Raw genomic sequence first — 18482 nt, 5'->3', positions numbered from 1 at the left:
GACAAGGACGAGGTGGCCGACGCCAGCGGTTCGGGGGTCCTGCCATCGTCCGTGTGTCCAAGCCGCATCCACGCACAGCACGGACGATCACACCTCGGATGTCCTCCTGAAGAATCGCTGACTGATTAACATTGCCGGTGCCGGCCTTGGCGCCTATGGAAAAGTGCTGACTATTCTCACATCTACCAAGATTGGGCTGGAATTGGAGCCTGACAAAGATGACGAGCAGCAGGAACTGATCGAGAGCTGGACGCCACGCTTCAAGCATTAAAGGGAATTCAGGGCCGAAGAATTCAAATTTGACCATTCAAACGGTCATCGTTGAGTCTACTACCGGCACGACTCTGCTTTCTGACATACGAAATCAATGCCTTGAGCGCGGCGGAGATGTTCCGGCTCGTTGGGTAGCACAGCATGAACCCAGGATGCGGGGCGACCCAGCCATCCAGGATTGAAATCAGACTGCCGTCGTCCAGAAACGGTTTCGAAATCGGCTCTATGCCATAGCCTATGCCCTTGCCGCTGAGAGCGGCTGAAAGGGTGTAGGTTGAATCCGACACGATGAGCGAGCCGCTGACAGCAACCTCGAAGCGTTCCTGACCGCGCTGAAACTCCCAAGGATAGATTGCTCCGGTGTGGGGGCCTCGAAAGTTGATGCAATTATGATGAACGAGGTCTCCCGGTTCGGAGGGCGCCCCGAAACGGGCGAGATATCTTGGTGAGGCATAAACGATGCGCTTCAATTCCGGTCCCAACCGAAGAGAGACCAAATCATCCTGGATGTTCCGGTTAGGGATGACCGCAGCATCAAACCCGGAGACCGCGATGTCGACGAGCACATCTCCAATCGTGAGATCGATTGTAATGTCCGTGTAAGCGGCTTCGAAGCCATTAAGAAGCGGTTCCATATAAAGCCGCATCGGCATACGCGGGACGCAAAGCTTCAGCGTCCCGGAGGGCTTTTCCCGAGGCTCCGTCAGGTCCTCCATCAAGGTGTCGAATTCGGACATCATTGGCCCGAGGCGTCGGGCCAATCGACTTCCAGCTTCGGTCAATCTGACCGTTCTCGTCGTACGCTGCAGCAGTTTCGTCCCAAGCCGCCCTTCCAGAACCTGGATTGTGTAGCTGAGAGTGGAAGGCGCGATTTTCAGGGCTGCTGCGGCCCGAACGAAACTGCCGGAATCCACGATCATCATAAAAGCACGCAGATTGCCAAAGTCGGTGCCCCGCATTCTTCGAACCTCTCGAATAGTGAAATCGAAAACAAACATATAATCGACAGGAATATGCACCAAAGTCTATATATTTAGTAGACTTTTGCTTCCTAAATAGGCCCGCCGCCCGCAATTTGAAACCGTCTGTCATGGGCGCGGCACCTCCTTATTCCTGAAGCAAAGAACGATATGCAACGAGAACTTCATTTCACCGCAAATTACAATCTTGGCCTCGGCTTGCACCCAGCGCGATGGCGCCTCATCGACAACCCCGCGCAGTTTCTCGATGTGAACGCTCACATCGAGGTCGCGCAGATAGCGGAGAAGGCAGGTTTCGACGCTGTTTTTCTCTCGGACTTCCAGAGCCTTCCGATGGAGCCGCCAGTCGAACCGTGGCACGCGCTCGATCCATTGCTGGCACTTTCGGCGATAGCGGCGAGAACTGAATCCGTGGGACTGATCGCTACCGTTTCCACGACATTTTCCGAGCCCTACGAACTCGCCCGCAAGCTCTCTTCGCTCGATCATATCAGCGGTGGCCGTGCTGCCTGGAACATTGTGACAAGCTATCTTCCGGAAGCGGGCTGGAACTTCGGCATGGACCTGCCGACGCATGACGAGCGTTACGACCGTGCGGAGGAGTTCGTGAGCGTTGCAAAGGCTCTCTGGGCAAGCTGGGGAGACGGTGCGCTATTACTCGACCAGGCTGGCGGCACTTTCGTCGACTGGAAGAAGGTCAGCCATCTCAACCATGTTGGAAAACATTTCAAGGTCCGCGGCCCCTTGCAGGTGCCGACCAGCCCACAGGGAAAACCCATTCTAGTGCAGGCGGGGTCCTCCGAGGTTGGCCTCAGCTTCGGCGCAAGGCACGCCGACCTGATCTACAGTCTCCAAACCAACCTTGAGGCAGCCCAAGCGGGCTACAGAAGGACGAAGGACGCGGTACGCAAGGCGGGTCGCAATCCTGACCTGACACTGTTCATGCCAGGAATCTATCCGGTCGTTGGTTCGACAGAGGAAGAAGCGTTCAAAAAGGTCGAACGCCTCGATGCGCTTCGCGACCTCGCCGCCGATGCGCGGTGGTTCGGGATCCGTCTTGGTGTCCCTCTGGGGGGCGATGACCTCGACAAACCGGCTCCGACGCGTGCGCCGGCTGAGTTCACACCAGCCGTTTCAACCGGAATTTCCGAATCCACCTGGCAAATGATCGAACGGCGCCCGGGCGCGACGCTGCGCGAGATCCTGCTCAGTTCTCAGGGGCGCAACCGCTTCATTGCCGGCACGCCAGAGAAGATTGCCGACGAAATCGAGTTGTGGTTCCGCAACGGTGCGGCCGATGGCTTCAATGTCAGCGCCACCCATTTTCCCGACGGCTTCAGCTCGTTTACGGAAAGCGTCATCCCGATCCTTCAGCGGCGCGGCCTCTTCCGGTCGGAATACCGGCACAGCACGTTGCGCGGAAATCTGGGACTCGGTGAATGATGGGCGACACGCACCATACGCTGACGTCCGAAGGATCGCCGCGAAACGACCCGGCCCCCTCCCCTGCTGAGTTTGCCGAAAGCCCGGTCGCGCGTGCTTTTCGCCAGCCGACGATGCTCGGACTGTTTTTGCCGCTGAACGCCGGTGGCTGGAGTGCGTCGCATCTGCCGCGCACAACGTCCTGGGATTTCGACTACAACCGCAACCTTGTGCGGATCGCCGACGAGCTCGGCTTCGACATCGTCTTTGGACTGTCGCAATGGCTGCCGAAAGGTGGATTCGGCGAGGTACTGAACGGCACCTCTCTCGATCCATTCGTCACCATGGCTGCGCTGGCGACAGAGACGAGGAATATCCTGCTCGCTTCAACCGTGCATATCCTGTACGGGCCGTGGCATCCGCTTCATCTGGCGCGCGCCGGCGCCACCCTCGATCACATCACAAATGGCCGCTGGGGCCTCAATGTCGTGACCGGTCATCGCCGGATCGAACACGAGATGTTCGGCAGCTCGCAGATCGAGCACGATCAGCGTTACAGGTTCGCCGACGAATTCGTCGATGCGCTGAAGGCATTATGGCGCTCGGACGAGCCCGTCACCTTTTCCGGTAAATCGCCATGGCGGATCAAAGAGGGTTTTATCACGCCGAAGCCGCTTTTCGGCCGACCCCTTCTGATCAGCGCGACAGGCTCGCCGGCCGGCATAGACTTCGCCGCGCGGCAATCGGACATCGTCTTTGTCACCAGCCCCGGCGGGGGCAGCTTCGAGGCAGCGCGGGCGTCGCTCGGTTCCCATACCGCCACCGTCAAGGCAGCTGCGGCTCAAAACGGACGCACAATCCGGGTCATCCTCAATCCAATCATCGTCTGTCGCGACACGGATCAGGAAGCTCAAGAATACTATGACGCGATTGTTGCCGCCGTCGAGCATAGGAATGTCGGCGGGCTGCATAACATTGCTGACACGAAGGATTTCGACAAACGGCTGGTTAGCGACGCGCAGGCGTGGGCGAAGAGCAACGATGTAAACTCGGTCGATGCGATCGCTGTCGGGGGAAATGTCAGGCTTGTCGGCTCGCCTCAGCGGATCGTCGACCAGCTTGCCGCTTTGCATGCCGAAGGTGTGGACGGTTTCCACATCTCCTTCTTCGACTACCTGCCCGACCTGACCCATTTTGGACGAGCCGTTCTCCCGCTGATGCGCGCCGCCGGTTTGCGGCTTTAGGAGTGATGAGATGACAGTTCAACAAAAGATTGCGTCGGGCCGATCGAGCGAGAGAACGGTATTGCAAGAGCGCCTCAACCAGCTCGGTGAGCAAGCGCACCGTGCGATCGCGCAGCTCGAGCCGGTTCGTCTGGACTGGGTTGCTCCAGCCGGGACAGATATGGACGTTGCCGTCATCGGCGGTGGTCAGAGTGGTGTCGCGATTGCGTTTGGATTGCGCCGCGCGGGCATCCGACGGGTGCAGGTTTTCGATGCCGCCACGCCGGAAACCGCAGGCGTCTGGAATACCATAGCCAGGATGCACACGCTTCGCGCGGGCAAGGGATTTACCGGTCTCGAACAGGGCATTCCTGAACTGACATTCGAGCACTGGTACGTTGCGCTTCATGGTGACGCCGCATTTGCCGCAATGGCGGAAATCCCCCGCACCGTCTGGCTCGACTATCTCAACTGGTATCGCGAAACGACCGGGATCGACGTGCGATGGCAGCATCGCCTGATTTCGATCGATCCGCGTTCGGACGCCGAAAACGCTCCGCTCAATCTGCGCTTTGAACTGCAGGACAAGGGCGTGATAGATCTGTCGACACAGACGATCGTACTGGCAACTGGCCTGGACGGCTTGGGCGAACCCTATATACCGTCGGTTCTTTCCCATACTCTTCCTCCCGACCGCCTTGTCCACACGAACGACCTCATTAGTTTCTCTAGCCTTCGCGGCTTGAGCGTGGGTGTGGTCGGAGCGGCCGCATCCGCGTTCGACGCAGCGGCTGTCGCGCTGGAACATGGTGCAGCGAGTGTGCATCAATTCGTCCGACACGGCGATCTCGTACAGGCCAACGATCAGGCTGCCGCCAGACCCTCGGCCGACAAGCTGTTCTTTCCGGAATTCGATGATTCGACGCGATGGCGTTTGATTTTGGAGCGCCGGCGACGCAGCTCCGCGCCGGATGCGGCCATCGCCCGGGCCAGTCAGCATCCGAACCACTATCTCCATTTCAACGTTGCGGCAGAACAGATTGTAGCTCTTGGCGACGATATCGTAGCGAGAACGACGACGGGCGATATAATGCTGGACATGGTTATTGCCGCGACCGGCTATCGGCAAAACGTTTATGCCCGGCCGGAACTGACCGCCGCGGCTCCCCACATTCTCCTCTGGCAAGACCGCGTTGCGGCGGCGGAGAGGGAAAGCGGCTGGTCTTCGCATCCCTATCTTGGGAAAGGTTTTGAATTGCAGGAGATAGAGCCTGGTTCGGCGCCATGGCTTAAGCGTATCCATGTCTATACCTTCGCGGCGATCATCAGTCACGGCATCCATGCTGGCGATATCGGCAGCGCCGCGATCGCACTGCCCCGCCTGATCGCGGCAGTCGCTCGCTCACTCTTTTTCCATGCTCGCGCGGACTACGAGCGGCTTGCGAGCCTCGGGCCGTCCATCGCGGTCGACCGCGTCGCTCCCTCACCCGTCTCCGGACCTTGGGAGGCAGCTCCATGAAGAGGCTTACGCGGGTTGGCCGCAGTCTGCTACGCAACCTCATTCAGGCGGTCCCGACGATGTTCGTCATCGTCACGCTCGGTTTCTTCGTGCTGCAGCTCGCGCCTGGGGATGCCGCCGATTACATGGCGGCCGAATCCGGTGCCGCCACGCAGGAAACGGTGGCCGACATTCGCCGGGCTTTCGGGCTCGATCTGCCGCTGCTCGATCAGCTTGCGAACTACTATACAAGTCTGGCGCACTTCAGTCTCGGCATATCTCCCCGCTACGGTGTCCCCGTCGCCGATCTCATCATGGAGCGTCTGCCGGGAACTCTGACGCTCATGGTTCTTGCGATCGTCATCGCCCTGCTGGTGGGGATCGCAGCTGGCACGATCATGGCACTGAACGCAACGCGCGCGGCCGATCGCATTCTTTCGGTGGCATCGCTGCTGTTCTACTCAGTCCCGACATTCTGGATCGGATTGATCTTCATCATCGTCTTCTCGGTGAAGCTTGGCTGGCTACCGGCTGGCGGCATGAAAACCATCGGCGCTTCCTCGGGGGGCTTTGGCTGGCTTATCGACCGCGCCTCTTATGCATTGCTCCCCGCGACGTCACTGGCGCTCTATTACGTGGCGATCTACGCACGTCTCACCCGATCTTCTATCCTTGAGGTCATCGGGCAGGATCACGTCCGCACCGCAAAGGCGAAGGGTCTGGCGCCACGACAGGTTGTCCTTCGCCACGTGCTGCGCAACGCGCTCATCCCGATCACCACGGTGGCCGGTATCCACGTGGCCGGCATTCTTGGCGGCGCCATCGTCATCGAAACGGTCTTCAGTTGGCCAGGCATGGGTCGGCTTGCCTTCGATGCCGTCATGGCGCGTGAATATACGCTGTTGCTCGGCATCATGCTGGTCTCGTCTGTCCTGGTGATTTGCGTCAACGCTATCGTCGACATCATCCAGGCTGCCCTCGATCCCAGAATCGAGGTGCGCTGATGAGCGGCTTCGATATCGAATCCTCAACCGAACGCATGGCAGCCGGTGAAGCCCCCTGGAGCAACATCGGCAATCCTGTCATTGCGCGCTCGGTCCTGCGCGACTTTCTCTCGAACCCGGGCGCGACAGCCGGTCTCATGACACTCAGCATTATAATGCTCCTGGCGCTGTTGGCCCCGTGGCTGGCTCCGGGCGATCCGCAGTCGATTGTCGGCCCTGAGCGTCTTTGGCCCGGAGTCAATCCGGACTTTCTACTCGGCACGGATTCACTCGGTCGAAGCGTCTGGGCGGGACTGGTACATGGCGCCCGTGTCTCGCTGCTGGTGGGGATTTCCGCAACAATCCTCGGTCTGGTGTTCGGTGGACTTATTGGAGCCATCGCCGGCTATTGCGGCGGCTGGATCGACGATCTCATCGTCCGGTTCATCGAGATATTCCAGACCATTCCTAGCTTCGTCCTGCTGGTCGTTCTCGTCGCCTTCGCGACACCGACAATCGGTACGGTCATCGTCGGCATCGCACTTGTGTCCTGGGCGATGATCGCGCGTCTCACCCGCGCCGAGTTCCGCTCGATCCGGGAGAAGGATTTCGTCATGGCTGCCAGGGCGTCTGGCATTTCGGCGCCACGGATCATTCTGCAGGAAATCCTGCCCAACGCCCTGCCCTCGCTCATCGTGGTCTCATCGATCATGGTTGCCTCGGCGATCCTGATGGAATCTGCGCTGTCCTTCATGGGGCTTAGCGATCCGAATACCGTCACCTGGGGATCAATGATCGGTGCCAGCCGCGAGGTGATCCGCAGCCACTGGTACCTCACGCTCATGCCCGGTGGGTGCATCGTCCTCACCGTGCTGGCGCTCAACCTCATCGGGGATGGCCTCAACGACGCGCTCAACCCGCGGATCATGCGCAAAGTCCGCTCGCGGAAAGGAGTGGAATGATGGCGATACCTTTGCTTGGTGTCCGCGACCTCTCAGTCCGATATCACAGCCGGAGCGGTGAAGCGGTTGCCGTAGAGAACCTTTCCTTCGACATCGCCGCCGGCGAGGCTGTCGCTCTTGTCGGCGAATCCGGTTGCGGGAAGAGCACGACCGCCCTTGCCCTGTCCAACCTCCTGCCCGACGAAGCGACGAGCAGCGGCGAGGTAACCTTCGATGGCCTGGATCTCTTCCGCCTTCCACCCAAGGCATGGCTGTCCATTCTCGGACCCCGGATCGGCATGATCTTCCAGGAGCCGATGAGCGCGCTCAATCCGGTCTATACGGTCGGAGACCAGATCGCCGAGGTACTGCACGCCCATGAACGGCTGTCCCGGAAGGCTGCACGTTCGCGGGTGCTGGAATTACTCGATCTGGTGTCAATGCCGGAACCACACCGTCGTATCGCGTCCTATCCACACGAACTATCCGGGGGCCAGAGACAGCGTGCCATGATCGCCCAGGCGATCGCGCTCACGCCGCTCCTGCTGATCGCAGACGAACCTACCACGGCTCTCGACTCGACGATCCAGAGCCAGATCCTCGAATTGATCGATCGTCTTCGGCGCGATCTGTCCATGGGCCTGCTTCTCATCTCCCACGATCTGACACTGGTGTCGCGCTGGACCGACCGCGTGGTCGTCATGCACAACGGCAAAAGGATGGAAGAGCTCAAGGCAGAGCATCTGTTTCAGGAAAGCCAGCATCCCTACACGAAAGGGCTGATCGGCGCATCGATCCGTCTCGGCGATGGGCACCACGCTTCATCCGAGCGGCTGAACGAGATCCGGACCCACAGGAACAGCAACGGCACAACCAGCTTCGAGATCCGTAGCCCGCCGGTTGCAGCGGAACCGCGCACCAATGCAACGGCAGATGCGCTTCTGGAAGTCGAGGATCTCACGGTTCGCTATGACCTCGCTAGCAAGACACCGCCTGCCGTCGATCGTGTGACCTTCGAACTCCTGCGCGGCGAAACGCTCGGGCTGGTCGGAGAATCCGGTAGCGGCAAGTCTTCGCTTTCAAAGGCGCTCAGCCGTCTGATACCCGTTGCCGGCGGACAGATCCTGTTCGAAGGTCAGGACATCACCCACGCAGGTGGAGCCGACCTGCGCGCCTTCCGCGGGCGCGTGCAGATGATCTTCCAGGATCCTTATTCGTCCCTAAACCCGCGCCGGACCGTTGGAGATATTCTCGATAGCGTGCTGCATGCACACAAGTATCGCAATTCCGCCGACAGGCAATCGCGCATAAGCGAAGCTCTCGACCAGGTCCGCCTGCCACGTTCGGCGGTGGAGCGCTTTCCCCATGAATTCTCCGGTGGGCAGCGTCAACGGATCGCGATTGCCAGAGCCCTGATCGTGCGGCCATCGCTCGTCATCTGCGACGAACCGGTATCGGCACTCGACGTGTCCGTTCAGGCGCAAATTCTCAACTTGCTTGCCGATCTCAAGGAGGAAGCCGGTCTTTCCTATCTCTTCATCTCCCACGATCTGGCTGTCGTGAAATACATCTCGGACAGGATCATGGTCATGAAGGATGGACACATCATCGAGCGCGGCAACCACCAAAATCTATGGAGCAATCCCTCCCATGAATACACGAGGAAGCTGATCGCAGCAGCTTCGTAACGGCAACGGACTCCCTAAAACAACAGAACCCGAAACTTCACGAGCCAGGAGAATTTCATGATCAAACTATCGCGCCGGACGTTCAACGCCGCGCTTGGGTTTGGCGCATTGAGTACCGCCCTACCCGGTATTTCCTTCGCGCAAACTACGCCCGTGCGTGGCGGTACCGCCCGCATCGTTGCTGCCAGCGAACCCGCCATGCTCATCGAACTGTTCCAGAACACGGGCAACGCCGGCGTCGGTTCCCGCGTCATCGAAGGGTTGCTGAAGGTCAATTTCGACCGGACCTTCAAACCCCATCTCGCGGAGAGTTGGGATATCAGCGCGGATGGAAAGACCTACACATTCCACCTGCGCCCGGACATCAAGTGGCATGACGGTCAACCGTTCACATCAGCGGACGTTGCCTTCTCGCTGCTGACGTTGAAGGAAACCCATCCGCGGCGGCGTGTGACGTTTGCGTCCCTCGAAAAGATCGACACGCCCGATCCCCTGACGGTCGTCGCCCATTTCAAGACACCGGTTCCATTCCTGTTGCCGGCCCTTACCGGCATCGCTTCGCCCATCATCCCGAAACGCCTCTACGAAGGGACGGATATCCGGGCGAACCCCTATAACGCAAAACCGATAGGCACGGGTCCCTACGTGTTCAAGGAGTGGGAACGCGGCAGCCACATTCTGCTCGAACGCAATCCCGATTACTGGATCAAGGATCTGCCCCTGCTCGATGCTGTGGTGACACGGTTTATCGTTGATGTCAGCGCCCGCGGGGCGGCTTTCGAGGCGGGAGACGTCGATGTAGGCTATCACACACCCGTGCCGCTCGACGAGATCAAGCGCCTTGGCGACGATCCGCGCTTCGGCGTCGAGACTCGCGGTTACGAGCTTGAAGGCAGTCTGAACCAGTTGTTTTTCCGTCTGGATCATCCGATTCTCAGCGATCTGCGTGTTCGCCAGGCTTTTGCTCACGCCATCAATATCGACGACTACATCCGTCTCGTCTGGAAGGGATATGCTGTGCCGTCCCCGACCGCGATTGCACCGTCGATGGCAGAATATCACGATCCGAGCATCGGCTTCTATGCCTTCGACAAGGCCAAGGCGGAAGCGCTTCTTGATGAGGCCGGCCACAAGCGCGGTGGTGATGGCAAGCGGTTCGCGCTGCGGCTTACCTACAATCCTGTCTACGGCCCAACCCGTGTCGGCGCAGAATTCCTCCGATCCGCCTTCGGCGACATCGGCGTCGACGTGGCGATCCAAAGCTACGACTACGCGACCTACATCAAGAGCGTCTATACCGACGCGGCATTCGATATCGACCTCCAGCATCTTGCCAACGGTTATGATCCGACGGACGGAATCCAGCGCGGCTACTGGTCGAAGAACATCAAGAAGGGCGTGCCGTGGTCCAACCACTCCGGCTACAGCAATGCCGAGGTCGATGAGATCTTCGAGAAAGGATCGATCGAAATCGATCCGGCGAAGCGCAAGGAATACTTCATCAGGTTCCAGCACATCCTTCACCGCGATCTGCCGGCGGTAAACCTCGTTCAGTTTCAGAACCTGACGCTCTATCGCAAGACGCTGCACAACCACACCGAAGATTCGTCCGGGCATTCGGTCGACTTCGCCGATGCGTGGCTGGGAAGCTGAGCTTTATCCGGCAGGCGGGCTTCACAGGCGCCGCCTGCCCCGTAGCGCGACGACACCGTCATTATTTCCAAATTGTAAGTGACGCCCTTGACCCATCATCCTCATCCCTGGCCGACGATCGACACACCCGCATTCCGCACACTCGCGGCAATTTTCCGGCCTGTGTTCGCCGAAATCGCCGAAGGCTCGCGCCAAAGAGATGCGACACGCACACTCCCGCGCGATGAAGTCGCAAGGCTGAAAGCGCTCAAATTCGGTGCGCTGCTTCTCCCCAAAGATAAAGGCGGTTTGGGAGCGACACCACTGGAACTCCTTGCATTGCTCGTCGAGCTTGCAGAGGCAGACTCGAATGTCGCGCAGATCTTCCGCGCCCATTTCGGATTGCTCGGACAGCTTCTCGACGAACCATCCAACCCCTGGACTAGGCGTTGCATCGACATCATCGGATCCGGGGAGATCATCTCCGCTGCAGCGACGGAGGTTGGAAATGCCGCGCTTGGCAAATTTTCGACTTCCATCATGCAAACGAATGAGGGCCATCGTCTCAACGGCCAGAAATTCTATACGACCGGCGCTCTGTTCTCGGAGTGGATGACAGTCAGCGGCCTGAACAATGCTGACGAGCCGATCATGGCGCTCATAAAAACGACGGCGCCAGGAACGTCTATCGTCGATGACTGGAATGGGTTCGGACAGAGGCTGACCGCCAGTGGGACGGCCGTATTCGATCAGGTCCTACTCGACGATAACGATATTGCGCCATCGGCATCGCGGTGGCCGTTCCTGACGGCCTTCGCTCAACTGGCCCACCTGGCAACGCTTGTTGGAATTGGACGTGCGGCCTCCAGCGCCATTGCTGGCTATGTACGGTCACGCAAACGAACATATTCCCACGCTGCTGCCAGCATCGCGAGCGACGATCCGCAGGTGCTTCAGCTCGTCGGCAAGGTGTTTGCCAATGCGCATGGGGGAAACTTGATCGTGCTTTCAGCCGCCGACGCCTATCACCGCGCCATTGCTGAGGGCTCCAAGGACAGAACGGAGATCGGCAAACTGGAGGTGCAGATATACCAGGCACAGGTCGTCGTCCATCAGCTCATTCTCGATGCAACGACAGTCCTCTTTGATGGACTGGGAGCTTCCGCGCTCAGCAACGAGTTGGGTCTGGATCGCTATTGGCGAAATGCCCGCGCCATCTCCTCCCACAATCCGGTCATCTACAAGGAGCGCCAGATCGGTGATTTCGCGGTCAATGGCAGCCTGCCGCCGGATCTTTGGACCACCGGCATTGGGAAGGCCTAGCGGATGTTTCGTGGTTGGTCGGCGCAACCTCCCAAGTCGAGACTAAACCACGTGACGTAATTCGGAGATCTTATGGGAAACAAGCTATTCGTTCTCGACCTCGGTGAAATTCGTGTCGACGAGAACTTCATCATCGCCAACTCTACGTTTGTCACGCCGCAGAAGCCGACTGTGAGCAGTCGTCTGATCGACATTCCGGTCTCCGCCTACCTCATCCAATGCACCGATGCCACGATCCTCTACGACACGGGTTGCCACCCCGAATGCATGGGAACGAATGGCCGGTGGCCCGAGCAGTCGCAACTGAACGCTCCCTATATCGGGGCGCGGGAATGCAATCTGCCGGAACGGCTCAGGCAGCTTGACCTTTCACCGGACGATATTTCGACGGTCGTCCTGTCGCATCTTCACAATGATCATGCCGGCTGCGTGGAGTATTTCGGAAAGTCGAGGCTGATTGCGCATGAAGATGAATTCGCAACCGCAGTCCGGTATTTCGCGACAGGCGATCATTCGTCGCCTTACATCGTCAAGGACATCGAGGCATGGCTTGCGACCCCGCGAAACTGGGATCTCGTCGGTCGCGATGAGAGGGAAAGAGAACTCGCGCCCGGAGTGAATCTGCTCAACTTCGGAACCGGCCATGCTTCAGGAATGCTGGGCCTGGCTGTCAGGCTTGAGAAGCAGCCCGGGTTTCTGCTCGTTTCAGACGCTTGTTACACCGCCACGAACTATGGTCCCCCTGCCCGCCGAGCAGGCGTTCTCCACGACACGATCGGTTACGATCGGACGGTCAGCCATATCAGGCAATACGCCGAATCCCGTTCTCTCACAGTCCTCTTCGGTCACGACCGGGAGCAGTTTGCCAGCCTGATCAAATCCACGGACGGATTCTATGAATAAGGAGCTCGCCAGAACTGGCGGCGCGCCGCGGCCGTGAAAACGCCGATGCTACGATCCCGACAGAACAGCCAACTTGCCTCAACCTCAACCATCTACGCCAATTCACCCTATGAAAGGATCCATCAATGACTGCATCAAAAGTAGCTTCTGCACCCTTATCCGGCTCGCTTTCTCGTCGCCATCTGCTCCAGGCAGGGGTGGGTCTTGCCGTGACCGGGAGTGGCCTGTTGCCCGCCTGGCACGCGCGTGCTCAAAGTTACACAACCGCTCCGCTGCATCAGCTCTTACTGCTGAGCAATGAATGGAACACCATTATCAACGACGCTGCGAAGCGGGCTGCAGCTATCCTTGGCCTCCCCTACAGCTCGACAACTTTCAACCTGAACGATGGCACCGCTGTTACCCAGGCACAATCCGCCGCTGCGGCAGGTGCAAAGCTCTTTCTTATCGTCAGTGCCGATGGCAGCAGCCTGAAGCGGATTGCCCGGACGGCGCAGGAGGGTGGCGGCTATGTGGTCAATGTTGGCAACAACATTCCCTGGACATCTCCGATTGATGCCGGTTCCGGCTTTGCGCAGGCAGATGCCGAAGATGTCAAGAAACTCGCTGCCGAGCGCCGGGCCAGGGCCGAAGCGCTCGCCGGCCTTAGCGAAGAGGTGCCTAAAGTGAACGTCGACACAGCCGAACGGATCGCGAGGGCGATCGCCGAGCATGGCTCCAAGGCTTACATTACGCCCTCGGGCGCCGTCCTCGAATTGATGAAAGAACTCGCCAAGGAAGATGATTTGGAAAGTTTCGCGAGTGCGTTCGTCATCATAGCAAGGGCAAAGCCAACCAACGCAAAATTCATTACCGCACGCGTGCCGGCCATGATCAGCGAGTTTCTTATCCGCCATCGCGGAATCGACGGGGGTGCGATGGGCAAATGGGGCATTTCAAACCCGGGCTGGGCCGATGAGATCAAAGCGGCCATACGCGATCCGGAACGGTTCCCGCAGGTTGTCGACGCCCTGGCGCAAACCATTAAGCGCAGTCAGACCGTGCAATAATGCGAGAAGCGGCCGTGCAGCATTCGCAAATTCCGGATAGGGGATTCGTCTTACAGCGGCAACATCCGAGCAACTCTATTGCTAGCGGTGGCGTGACAAGACGTGGCCACTCCGCAAAGCGCGCCGGGCGTTCATTGCGAAGCCTCATGGTGGCTTCACGACTTCGATGGTCGTCGACGGAGAAGTCTGACAGGGGGCGCTTCGGCGCCGTCTGTAGTCTACAGATCAAAGATTTCGAGGCCTGGAATTATCATTTGCGCCGTTCCCAGCAATGGTCTGGGAAGTCTCGCTGCAAAGGCCTGCCTACCGCTATCGACAATTGCCATTATGCGATGTCGGCCGTCCATGACTGAGATCCATCCCTCCTCTTTTGAGGTCGATGTCAGCACCGGAAAACCTATTGGTTGGTTGGAACCGATCCGGCGCACCCAATAGTCATATTTCCCTTGCTTGAAATCCACGCCGCCGCCGCCTCTCCTATCGATCGACCAAAACCATGGTGCATGATTTCCGAGGTGCTGATCAAACCCAGCACTCGGCACGTGGACGGTTACATAGTCGTCCAGGTCCGCGAGCGGCACTTTTTCATTTGAGATATATGTGAGGCCGAGAAGGGTCGTCATGGAGCGAGCATCTCTGATGGAATTATGGGATTGTAGTAAATCACATGATTTGCTGGTCAGAAGGTGAAACCAACACACCGACATAAAGTCGGCCATTTAACCCTGCGTCCGGAAGCGTCGAAGGGCGCGCGGCGAACGGCGGTCAAGAAGCAGGACCCCGTCAAGGCCGGACGAAACACTTCTATCCTGCCGACCCGCATAGTTCTGCGACCGATCTTCAAGAGCAGAGAAGACCTGGGCGACACGCCTGCGACGCGTTGCTTCAGTCGGGGGCCGCTCTCGTACCAAGGCAAGGATTTCCTTGTCGATACCCAAGAACACACCATCATCGATCTCGCGTCCGACATAACCCGCACCAACCTGATCGGATAGATCAAGTACCGGCTGATCGAGGATAATGGAGTAGGCTCGTGTAATCGCTTCGAAGAGATCAAACGTCACGGTGATGTCGTCACCCTTTGCCGGCGGATCCAGCACTCTGCCCTCTGCACCACCGGCCTTGAACATGAAGAAGTTTGCACAGCGTGTGGTCGGCGCCCGTCCGTTGACCGTGTGAAGCGCCGAAACCTGCCCCAGTGCCTTCGCAACGGTGCTTGCGGCTGGCGCTCGGATGCGACCCTTGCTCTCGAACACATGGCGTTCCCTTCGCTTGATGCCGATAAAATCGGGACGCGATTTTGGAGGAGGAGGCGCTGCGCCAGCTTTCGGCGCGACCGGAGCCGTTGGGGATCCCCATCGACAGGAGGCAAGGCCGGCGACATGCACGAGATACTGCACGCTCATCTGACTCTGAGCATACCAGTGCGTGAACGCCTCGCCGAAAAGGAACGAAACCCCCACCTTCTCCGACTGCTCCAAACTCCGAAAATAGGCCGTCGTGTTCAAGGAGGCATCCAGATAGCCCGTCGCCATCGCGACCAGCATTTTCTCCCGCCAGGGGCCAACGGTGCGGACAGCGGCTCGACGGCTGGGATAGCCGACGGTCAGCAACGAGCGGATGATGTCGGCATGTGTCGCTGGCAACGTTTTCGTGCCATTCAACGCCGTAAATCGCCCAGAGAAGTTTGCGGAAGTGACTGTAACGGACATGCTTATCGCCCGGCCCGGATCGACACCCCGATAGACCGCAGGGCGGCTATCAAGTCGGCTTGACGAACCAGCTCGACCGCCGGAGAGGCGACAAGTTTCGCAGCGACAGCCCGATCGTAGACCGCCACGCAATCTGCCGCCGTGAGGCGTGAGGAATAGAGCAATCCATCGACAGCATAGGATCGAAAGATCGACTCGCTCAGTCTCTGCCCTTCCTGATGTTCCTTGCCCCGGGCTGCGTCCGTGCTGACGCCCAACCTCAGGAGGCCGGTCGTGCGCAGGTCGAGAAGAATGAGAGCATCCGTGGCCGTCACCTCAGTGACCGACCAGTCCTCGATTTCGCTCTCATCCAGCACTCGCTCCTGGGTCCCCTCGAAGCGGTCGCGCACAATCGTCTCCGCAATCGCGGTCGCGAGATCATATGCGGCATAAAGCAGTCGGAACATCTGGTTGGGGCTCGAGAATCGCGATTGGCCGAAACCCATGCCAAGCGGGGTCGACATGTGGGCTACAGGTATAATGCGGACATAAGATTGCGGGAGAAAGGCAAGCGCGAGCTCCCGAACCGTTTGGGGATCAAGTTTCACGATTCAGCTCAACCAAAATCGCGCTCGGCCGCATCCAGAACTTCGTCTAGATTGCCCATTTTGAGATTGTCGAGCGGCGTTCCGCCAATGCTCGGCTTCGGCTGGATCAACCATTGCCACGCCACACGCGGATTGCGGATGATTTTGGTGACCTGAGGCATGCCCTCGACCGGCCGGCCATCGACAAACTGAGCCAGGGGAAAGACATGCTTTCGCTCGCCCTTGAGCAGACCGACGACAGCTCCGCGCTTGTGCCAGTCGTGCAAGGTCGATCGCTTCGTGCCGAACTTCTTCTCGATATCGCCCGGACCAGCGACCGGACCGGCCCAGTCTTCGATGCGGGTTGGCGTCGCAAATTCGTCGAGCCTGCGGCGCCCTTCCTCCATGTCTACCGATTGCCCCAGACCAGCACCTCGGCTGACCTCCACAGGCTTTTCGACCGATACCTCCGCGAGTACATGACCTGGCTTCGCAGCCAGTTCGGCGACGGCGGCTTCCACAATATGGGCGAGTTCCGTTTCATCGTCGGCAATCCGATGCTGTTGCTCGACAGAAAGGCGCGCTGCCACCGCAGAGACCACGGCCATGACCTTGCCAGTCGCTGCAAGCGCCGGCTTTGAAAGGCCTGGATTGTGTCGGGCCAAAACCTTGAGAACATCGGCTACCGCAGCCGGATTGACTTCTAGCTTTGCGCGCATCTGCGATTTACGGGTGACAGCAACCATCTTCGTCTTCCTTCTTGACTACAGCCAAGATAATGCGGATTGTCCGATTTGTCCAGATTGTTGCCCTCAGATTCGGGAGCGGCCAGCACTGAGGCCCTTAGAGATTTGATGGCGAACTTACCCTCTTTTTATCGACCTGATTTACAGACGGGCAGTTAGGCTTATTCGCGTATTACTATCGGACTTTTTAGTTTGCGTATTTTTCTACTTGGCACGAGGGTTGTCGTTTCGCAATGGAAGAGCACGAAATACAGAAATGGCTGAAGGAATTTCCCGGGGCGCGCCGCGCCGCGAATGGTTTCATCATCGGCGATGAACTTGGCGAGTTCTACGTCACAGGGATCGAACCACTCGATCCAGATCTCAGCAATGAAGAACTGGTTTATGCGCCCTTCTGCTCTAAGAATGAGATTCTCCGGCTGAGGTCGTTGAGAAGCGCGCATGACTACTTGCTGCGAATTCGGGCTAACTCCGTTGCCGATTCTCCTCGAGTTACGAGGGTGCTTGCCCACCGGAAGCGTGCATTTCAGCAGAACGGTCGCCCTTGGACTCTGACATCCTACTACGAAACCGTCAATTTGGCTCCGAGACGCTATCTTGAGCGACTGCCGAAGGCCTTACGAAAATCCGCTCGCTCAATCCCCTATGGCTACGTCCCAACCCTGGAAGTGAACGCCGCTTGCTTAAAGTCCCTGGTAGGCGAGGTGATCATCGTCTCCGAAGCGTTGCGCTACTTCCTCTATTTCATGACTGTATGTTTTCATGGCGCACACTATGAATTTCCGATGGGCGACCGGATTGATGCAGCCTTAATCGCCCTGCGGACGATGATAGGGTCAGAAGCCCAGGACTTTGACATCGATCCGCGAGCTAAACTTCCAGCGAGTGTGGACGCTGCTATCAAGCGCGATGTAGACGACATGCTCGAATTCACATTCGGGCATGAGTTTAGTCATTTGCTTCTAGGTCATATGGAAGAAGCATCTTCGACCGAAAATCTGGAGGATCTAAAAACCTATAACCACGATCTAGAATTCAGTGCTGACCTCCACGCGATTACAGCCATCGGGTCGGATAAAGATGCAAAACTCCGCCTTTCCAACGGCGCCTATCACATATTTCTCTTCCTCCACTTAATTGAACTTTTGGGCTCCCGATTTCTCGACATACCTCGGTTTTCGGTATCCGAGACCCATCCAGCGCCGCTTGAACGGCTGTATGCGCTGAAGGCAGCGCTTGGAGATAGGAACCAACCAACAAAGCAACATCTGGACGCACTCGTAAAGCACGTCGGCGTGGTGGCCGAGGCGCTAACACAACGAATCGACGGTGCGCCGCGGAGCGATCTGTTGTCATTTTATGGCTCCATGTATTTATTTGGCCTTGGTGGTGAAATGCGAGAGGACAGAATTGATTTCTGACTTTCAACCTTGGACGTCTGTGAATTAGTGGATGCAGAAAACATGGTTTGTCATCCTGCTCCTGCCATATCGTTAGGCGTCAGTAACGCCCGCCGAAAAAATAACCTGCAACACGTCTTTCT

General features: G+C 58.3%; 16 protein-coding genes. 11 read left to right on the top strand and 5 right to left on the bottom strand.

From position 1 onward, the window contains the following. Nucleotides 1–293 precede the first annotated feature (293 nt). Nucleotides 294–1232 (bottom strand): LysR family transcriptional regulator, encoded by a 939-nt coding sequence (locus ASB66_RS23545; protein WP_060716603.1) that lies wholly within the window; start codon nt 1230–1232, stop codon nt 294–296. Between the two features lie 171 nt (nt 1233–1403). On the opposite strand from ASB66_RS23545, the gene ASB66_RS23540 reads away from it, so the two are divergent. The 10 genes from ASB66_RS23540 (at nt 1404) to ASB66_RS26940 (ending at nt 13915) form a co-directional block, all read left to right on the top strand. Beyond that, complete coding sequence (locus tag ASB66_RS23540) at nt 1404–2696, top strand: NtaA/DmoA family FMN-dependent monooxygenase (protein WP_060716518.1); 1293 nt, start codon at nt 1404–1406, stop codon at nt 2694–2696. Further along, nucleotides 2693–3919: an LLM class flavin-dependent oxidoreductase gene (locus tag ASB66_RS23535; RefSeq protein ID WP_081088904.1), complete on the top strand. Its 1227-nt coding sequence runs from the start codon at nt 2693–2695 to the stop codon at nt 3917–3919. The genes ASB66_RS23540 and ASB66_RS23535 overlap by 4 nt, the downstream gene beginning before the upstream one ends. 10 nt (nt 3920–3929) lie before the next feature. Next, nucleotides 3930–5417 carry a SidA/IucD/PvdA family monooxygenase gene (locus tag ASB66_RS23530; protein ID WP_060716516.1) on the top strand — a complete coding sequence of 496 codons (1488 nt, stop codon included), beginning with the start codon at nt 3930–3932 and terminating at the stop codon, nt 5415–5417. After that, entirely contained in the window at nt 5414–6400 is a 987-nt protein-coding gene (locus tag ASB66_RS23525) for an ABC transporter permease (protein WP_060716515.1), read from the top strand. Before ASB66_RS23530 ends, ASB66_RS23525 begins: the two co-directional genes overlap by 4 nt. Beyond that, a complete protein-coding gene (locus tag ASB66_RS23520; protein WP_060716514.1) occupies nt 6400–7341 on the top strand; it encodes an ABC transporter permease in 942 nt (313 codons plus the stop codon). The genes ASB66_RS23525 and ASB66_RS23520 overlap by 1 nt, the downstream gene beginning before the upstream one ends. Further along, nucleotides 7338–9008, top strand: coding sequence for a dipeptide ABC transporter ATP-binding protein (locus tag ASB66_RS23515; protein WP_060716513.1), 1671 nt, complete (start codon nt 7338–7340; stop codon nt 9006–9008). The genes ASB66_RS23520 and ASB66_RS23515 overlap by 4 nt, the downstream gene beginning before the upstream one ends. A 57-nt stretch (nt 9009–9065) precedes the next feature. After that, nucleotides 9066–10661 (top strand): ABC transporter substrate-binding protein, encoded by a 1596-nt coding sequence (locus ASB66_RS23510; protein ID WP_060716512.1) that lies wholly within the window; start codon nt 9066–9068, stop codon nt 10659–10661. Nucleotides 10662–10748: 87 nt separating this feature from the next. Then, complete coding sequence (locus ASB66_RS23505) at nt 10749–11963, top strand: acyl-CoA dehydrogenase family protein (protein ID WP_060716602.1); 1215 nt, start codon at nt 10749–10751, stop codon at nt 11961–11963. A gap of 72 nt (nt 11964–12035) precedes the next feature. Then, entirely contained in the window at nt 12036–12866 is an 831-nt protein-coding gene (gene aiiB / locus ASB66_RS23500) for a quorum-quenching N-acyl homoserine lactonase AiiB (RefSeq protein WP_060716511.1), read from the top strand. 125 nt (nt 12867–12991) lie between these two features. Continuing rightward, the gene (locus tag ASB66_RS26940; protein WP_234823948.1) at nt 12992–13915 is read left to right on the top strand and encodes a hypothetical protein; all 924 of its coding nucleotides are present in this window, start codon (nt 12992–12994) and stop codon (nt 13913–13915) included. Between the two features lie 218 nt (nt 13916–14133). On the opposite strand, the gene ASB66_RS23490 is transcribed toward ASB66_RS26940, so the two are convergent. The 4 genes from ASB66_RS23490 to ASB66_RS23475 form a co-directional block, all read right to left on the bottom strand. After that, complete coding sequence (locus ASB66_RS23490; RefSeq protein ID WP_045023498.1) at nt 14134–14538, bottom strand: hypothetical protein; 405 nt, start codon at nt 14536–14538, stop codon at nt 14134–14136. A 96-nt stretch (nt 14539–14634) separates the two neighbouring features. Continuing rightward, nucleotides 14635–15627, bottom strand: a complete 993-nt coding sequence (locus ASB66_RS23485; RefSeq protein WP_060716510.1) for a hypothetical protein — start codon at nt 15625–15627, stop codon at nt 14635–14637. Between the two features lie 2 nt (nt 15628–15629). Then, a complete protein-coding gene (locus tag ASB66_RS23480) occupies nt 15630–16130 on the bottom strand; it encodes an RES family NAD+ phosphorylase (protein WP_234896629.1) in 501 nt (166 codons plus the stop codon). Between the two features lie 92 nt (nt 16131–16222). Continuing rightward, nucleotides 16223–16939 (bottom strand): antitoxin Xre/MbcA/ParS-like domain-containing protein, encoded by a 717-nt coding sequence (locus tag ASB66_RS23475; RefSeq protein ID WP_010974844.1) that lies wholly within the window; start codon nt 16937–16939, stop codon nt 16223–16225. A gap of 233 nt (nt 16940–17172) precedes the next feature. Between ASB66_RS23475 and ASB66_RS23470 the strand changes: the two genes are divergently transcribed. After that, nucleotides 17173–18360 carry a hypothetical protein gene (locus ASB66_RS23470; protein ID WP_060716508.1) on the top strand — a complete coding sequence of 396 codons (1188 nt, stop codon included), beginning with the start codon at nt 17173–17175 and terminating at the stop codon, nt 18358–18360. The last annotated feature ends 122 nt before the right edge of the window (nt 18361–18482 follow it).

The organism is Gillisella vitis (genome assembly GCF_001541345.2).
Classification (GTDB): Bacteria; Pseudomonadota; Alphaproteobacteria; order Rhizobiales; family Rhizobiaceae; genus Allorhizobium; species Allorhizobium vitis.
The sequence above is the reverse complement of the archived record's forward strand: the minus strand, read 5'-3'. Positions and strand labels throughout refer to the sequence as shown.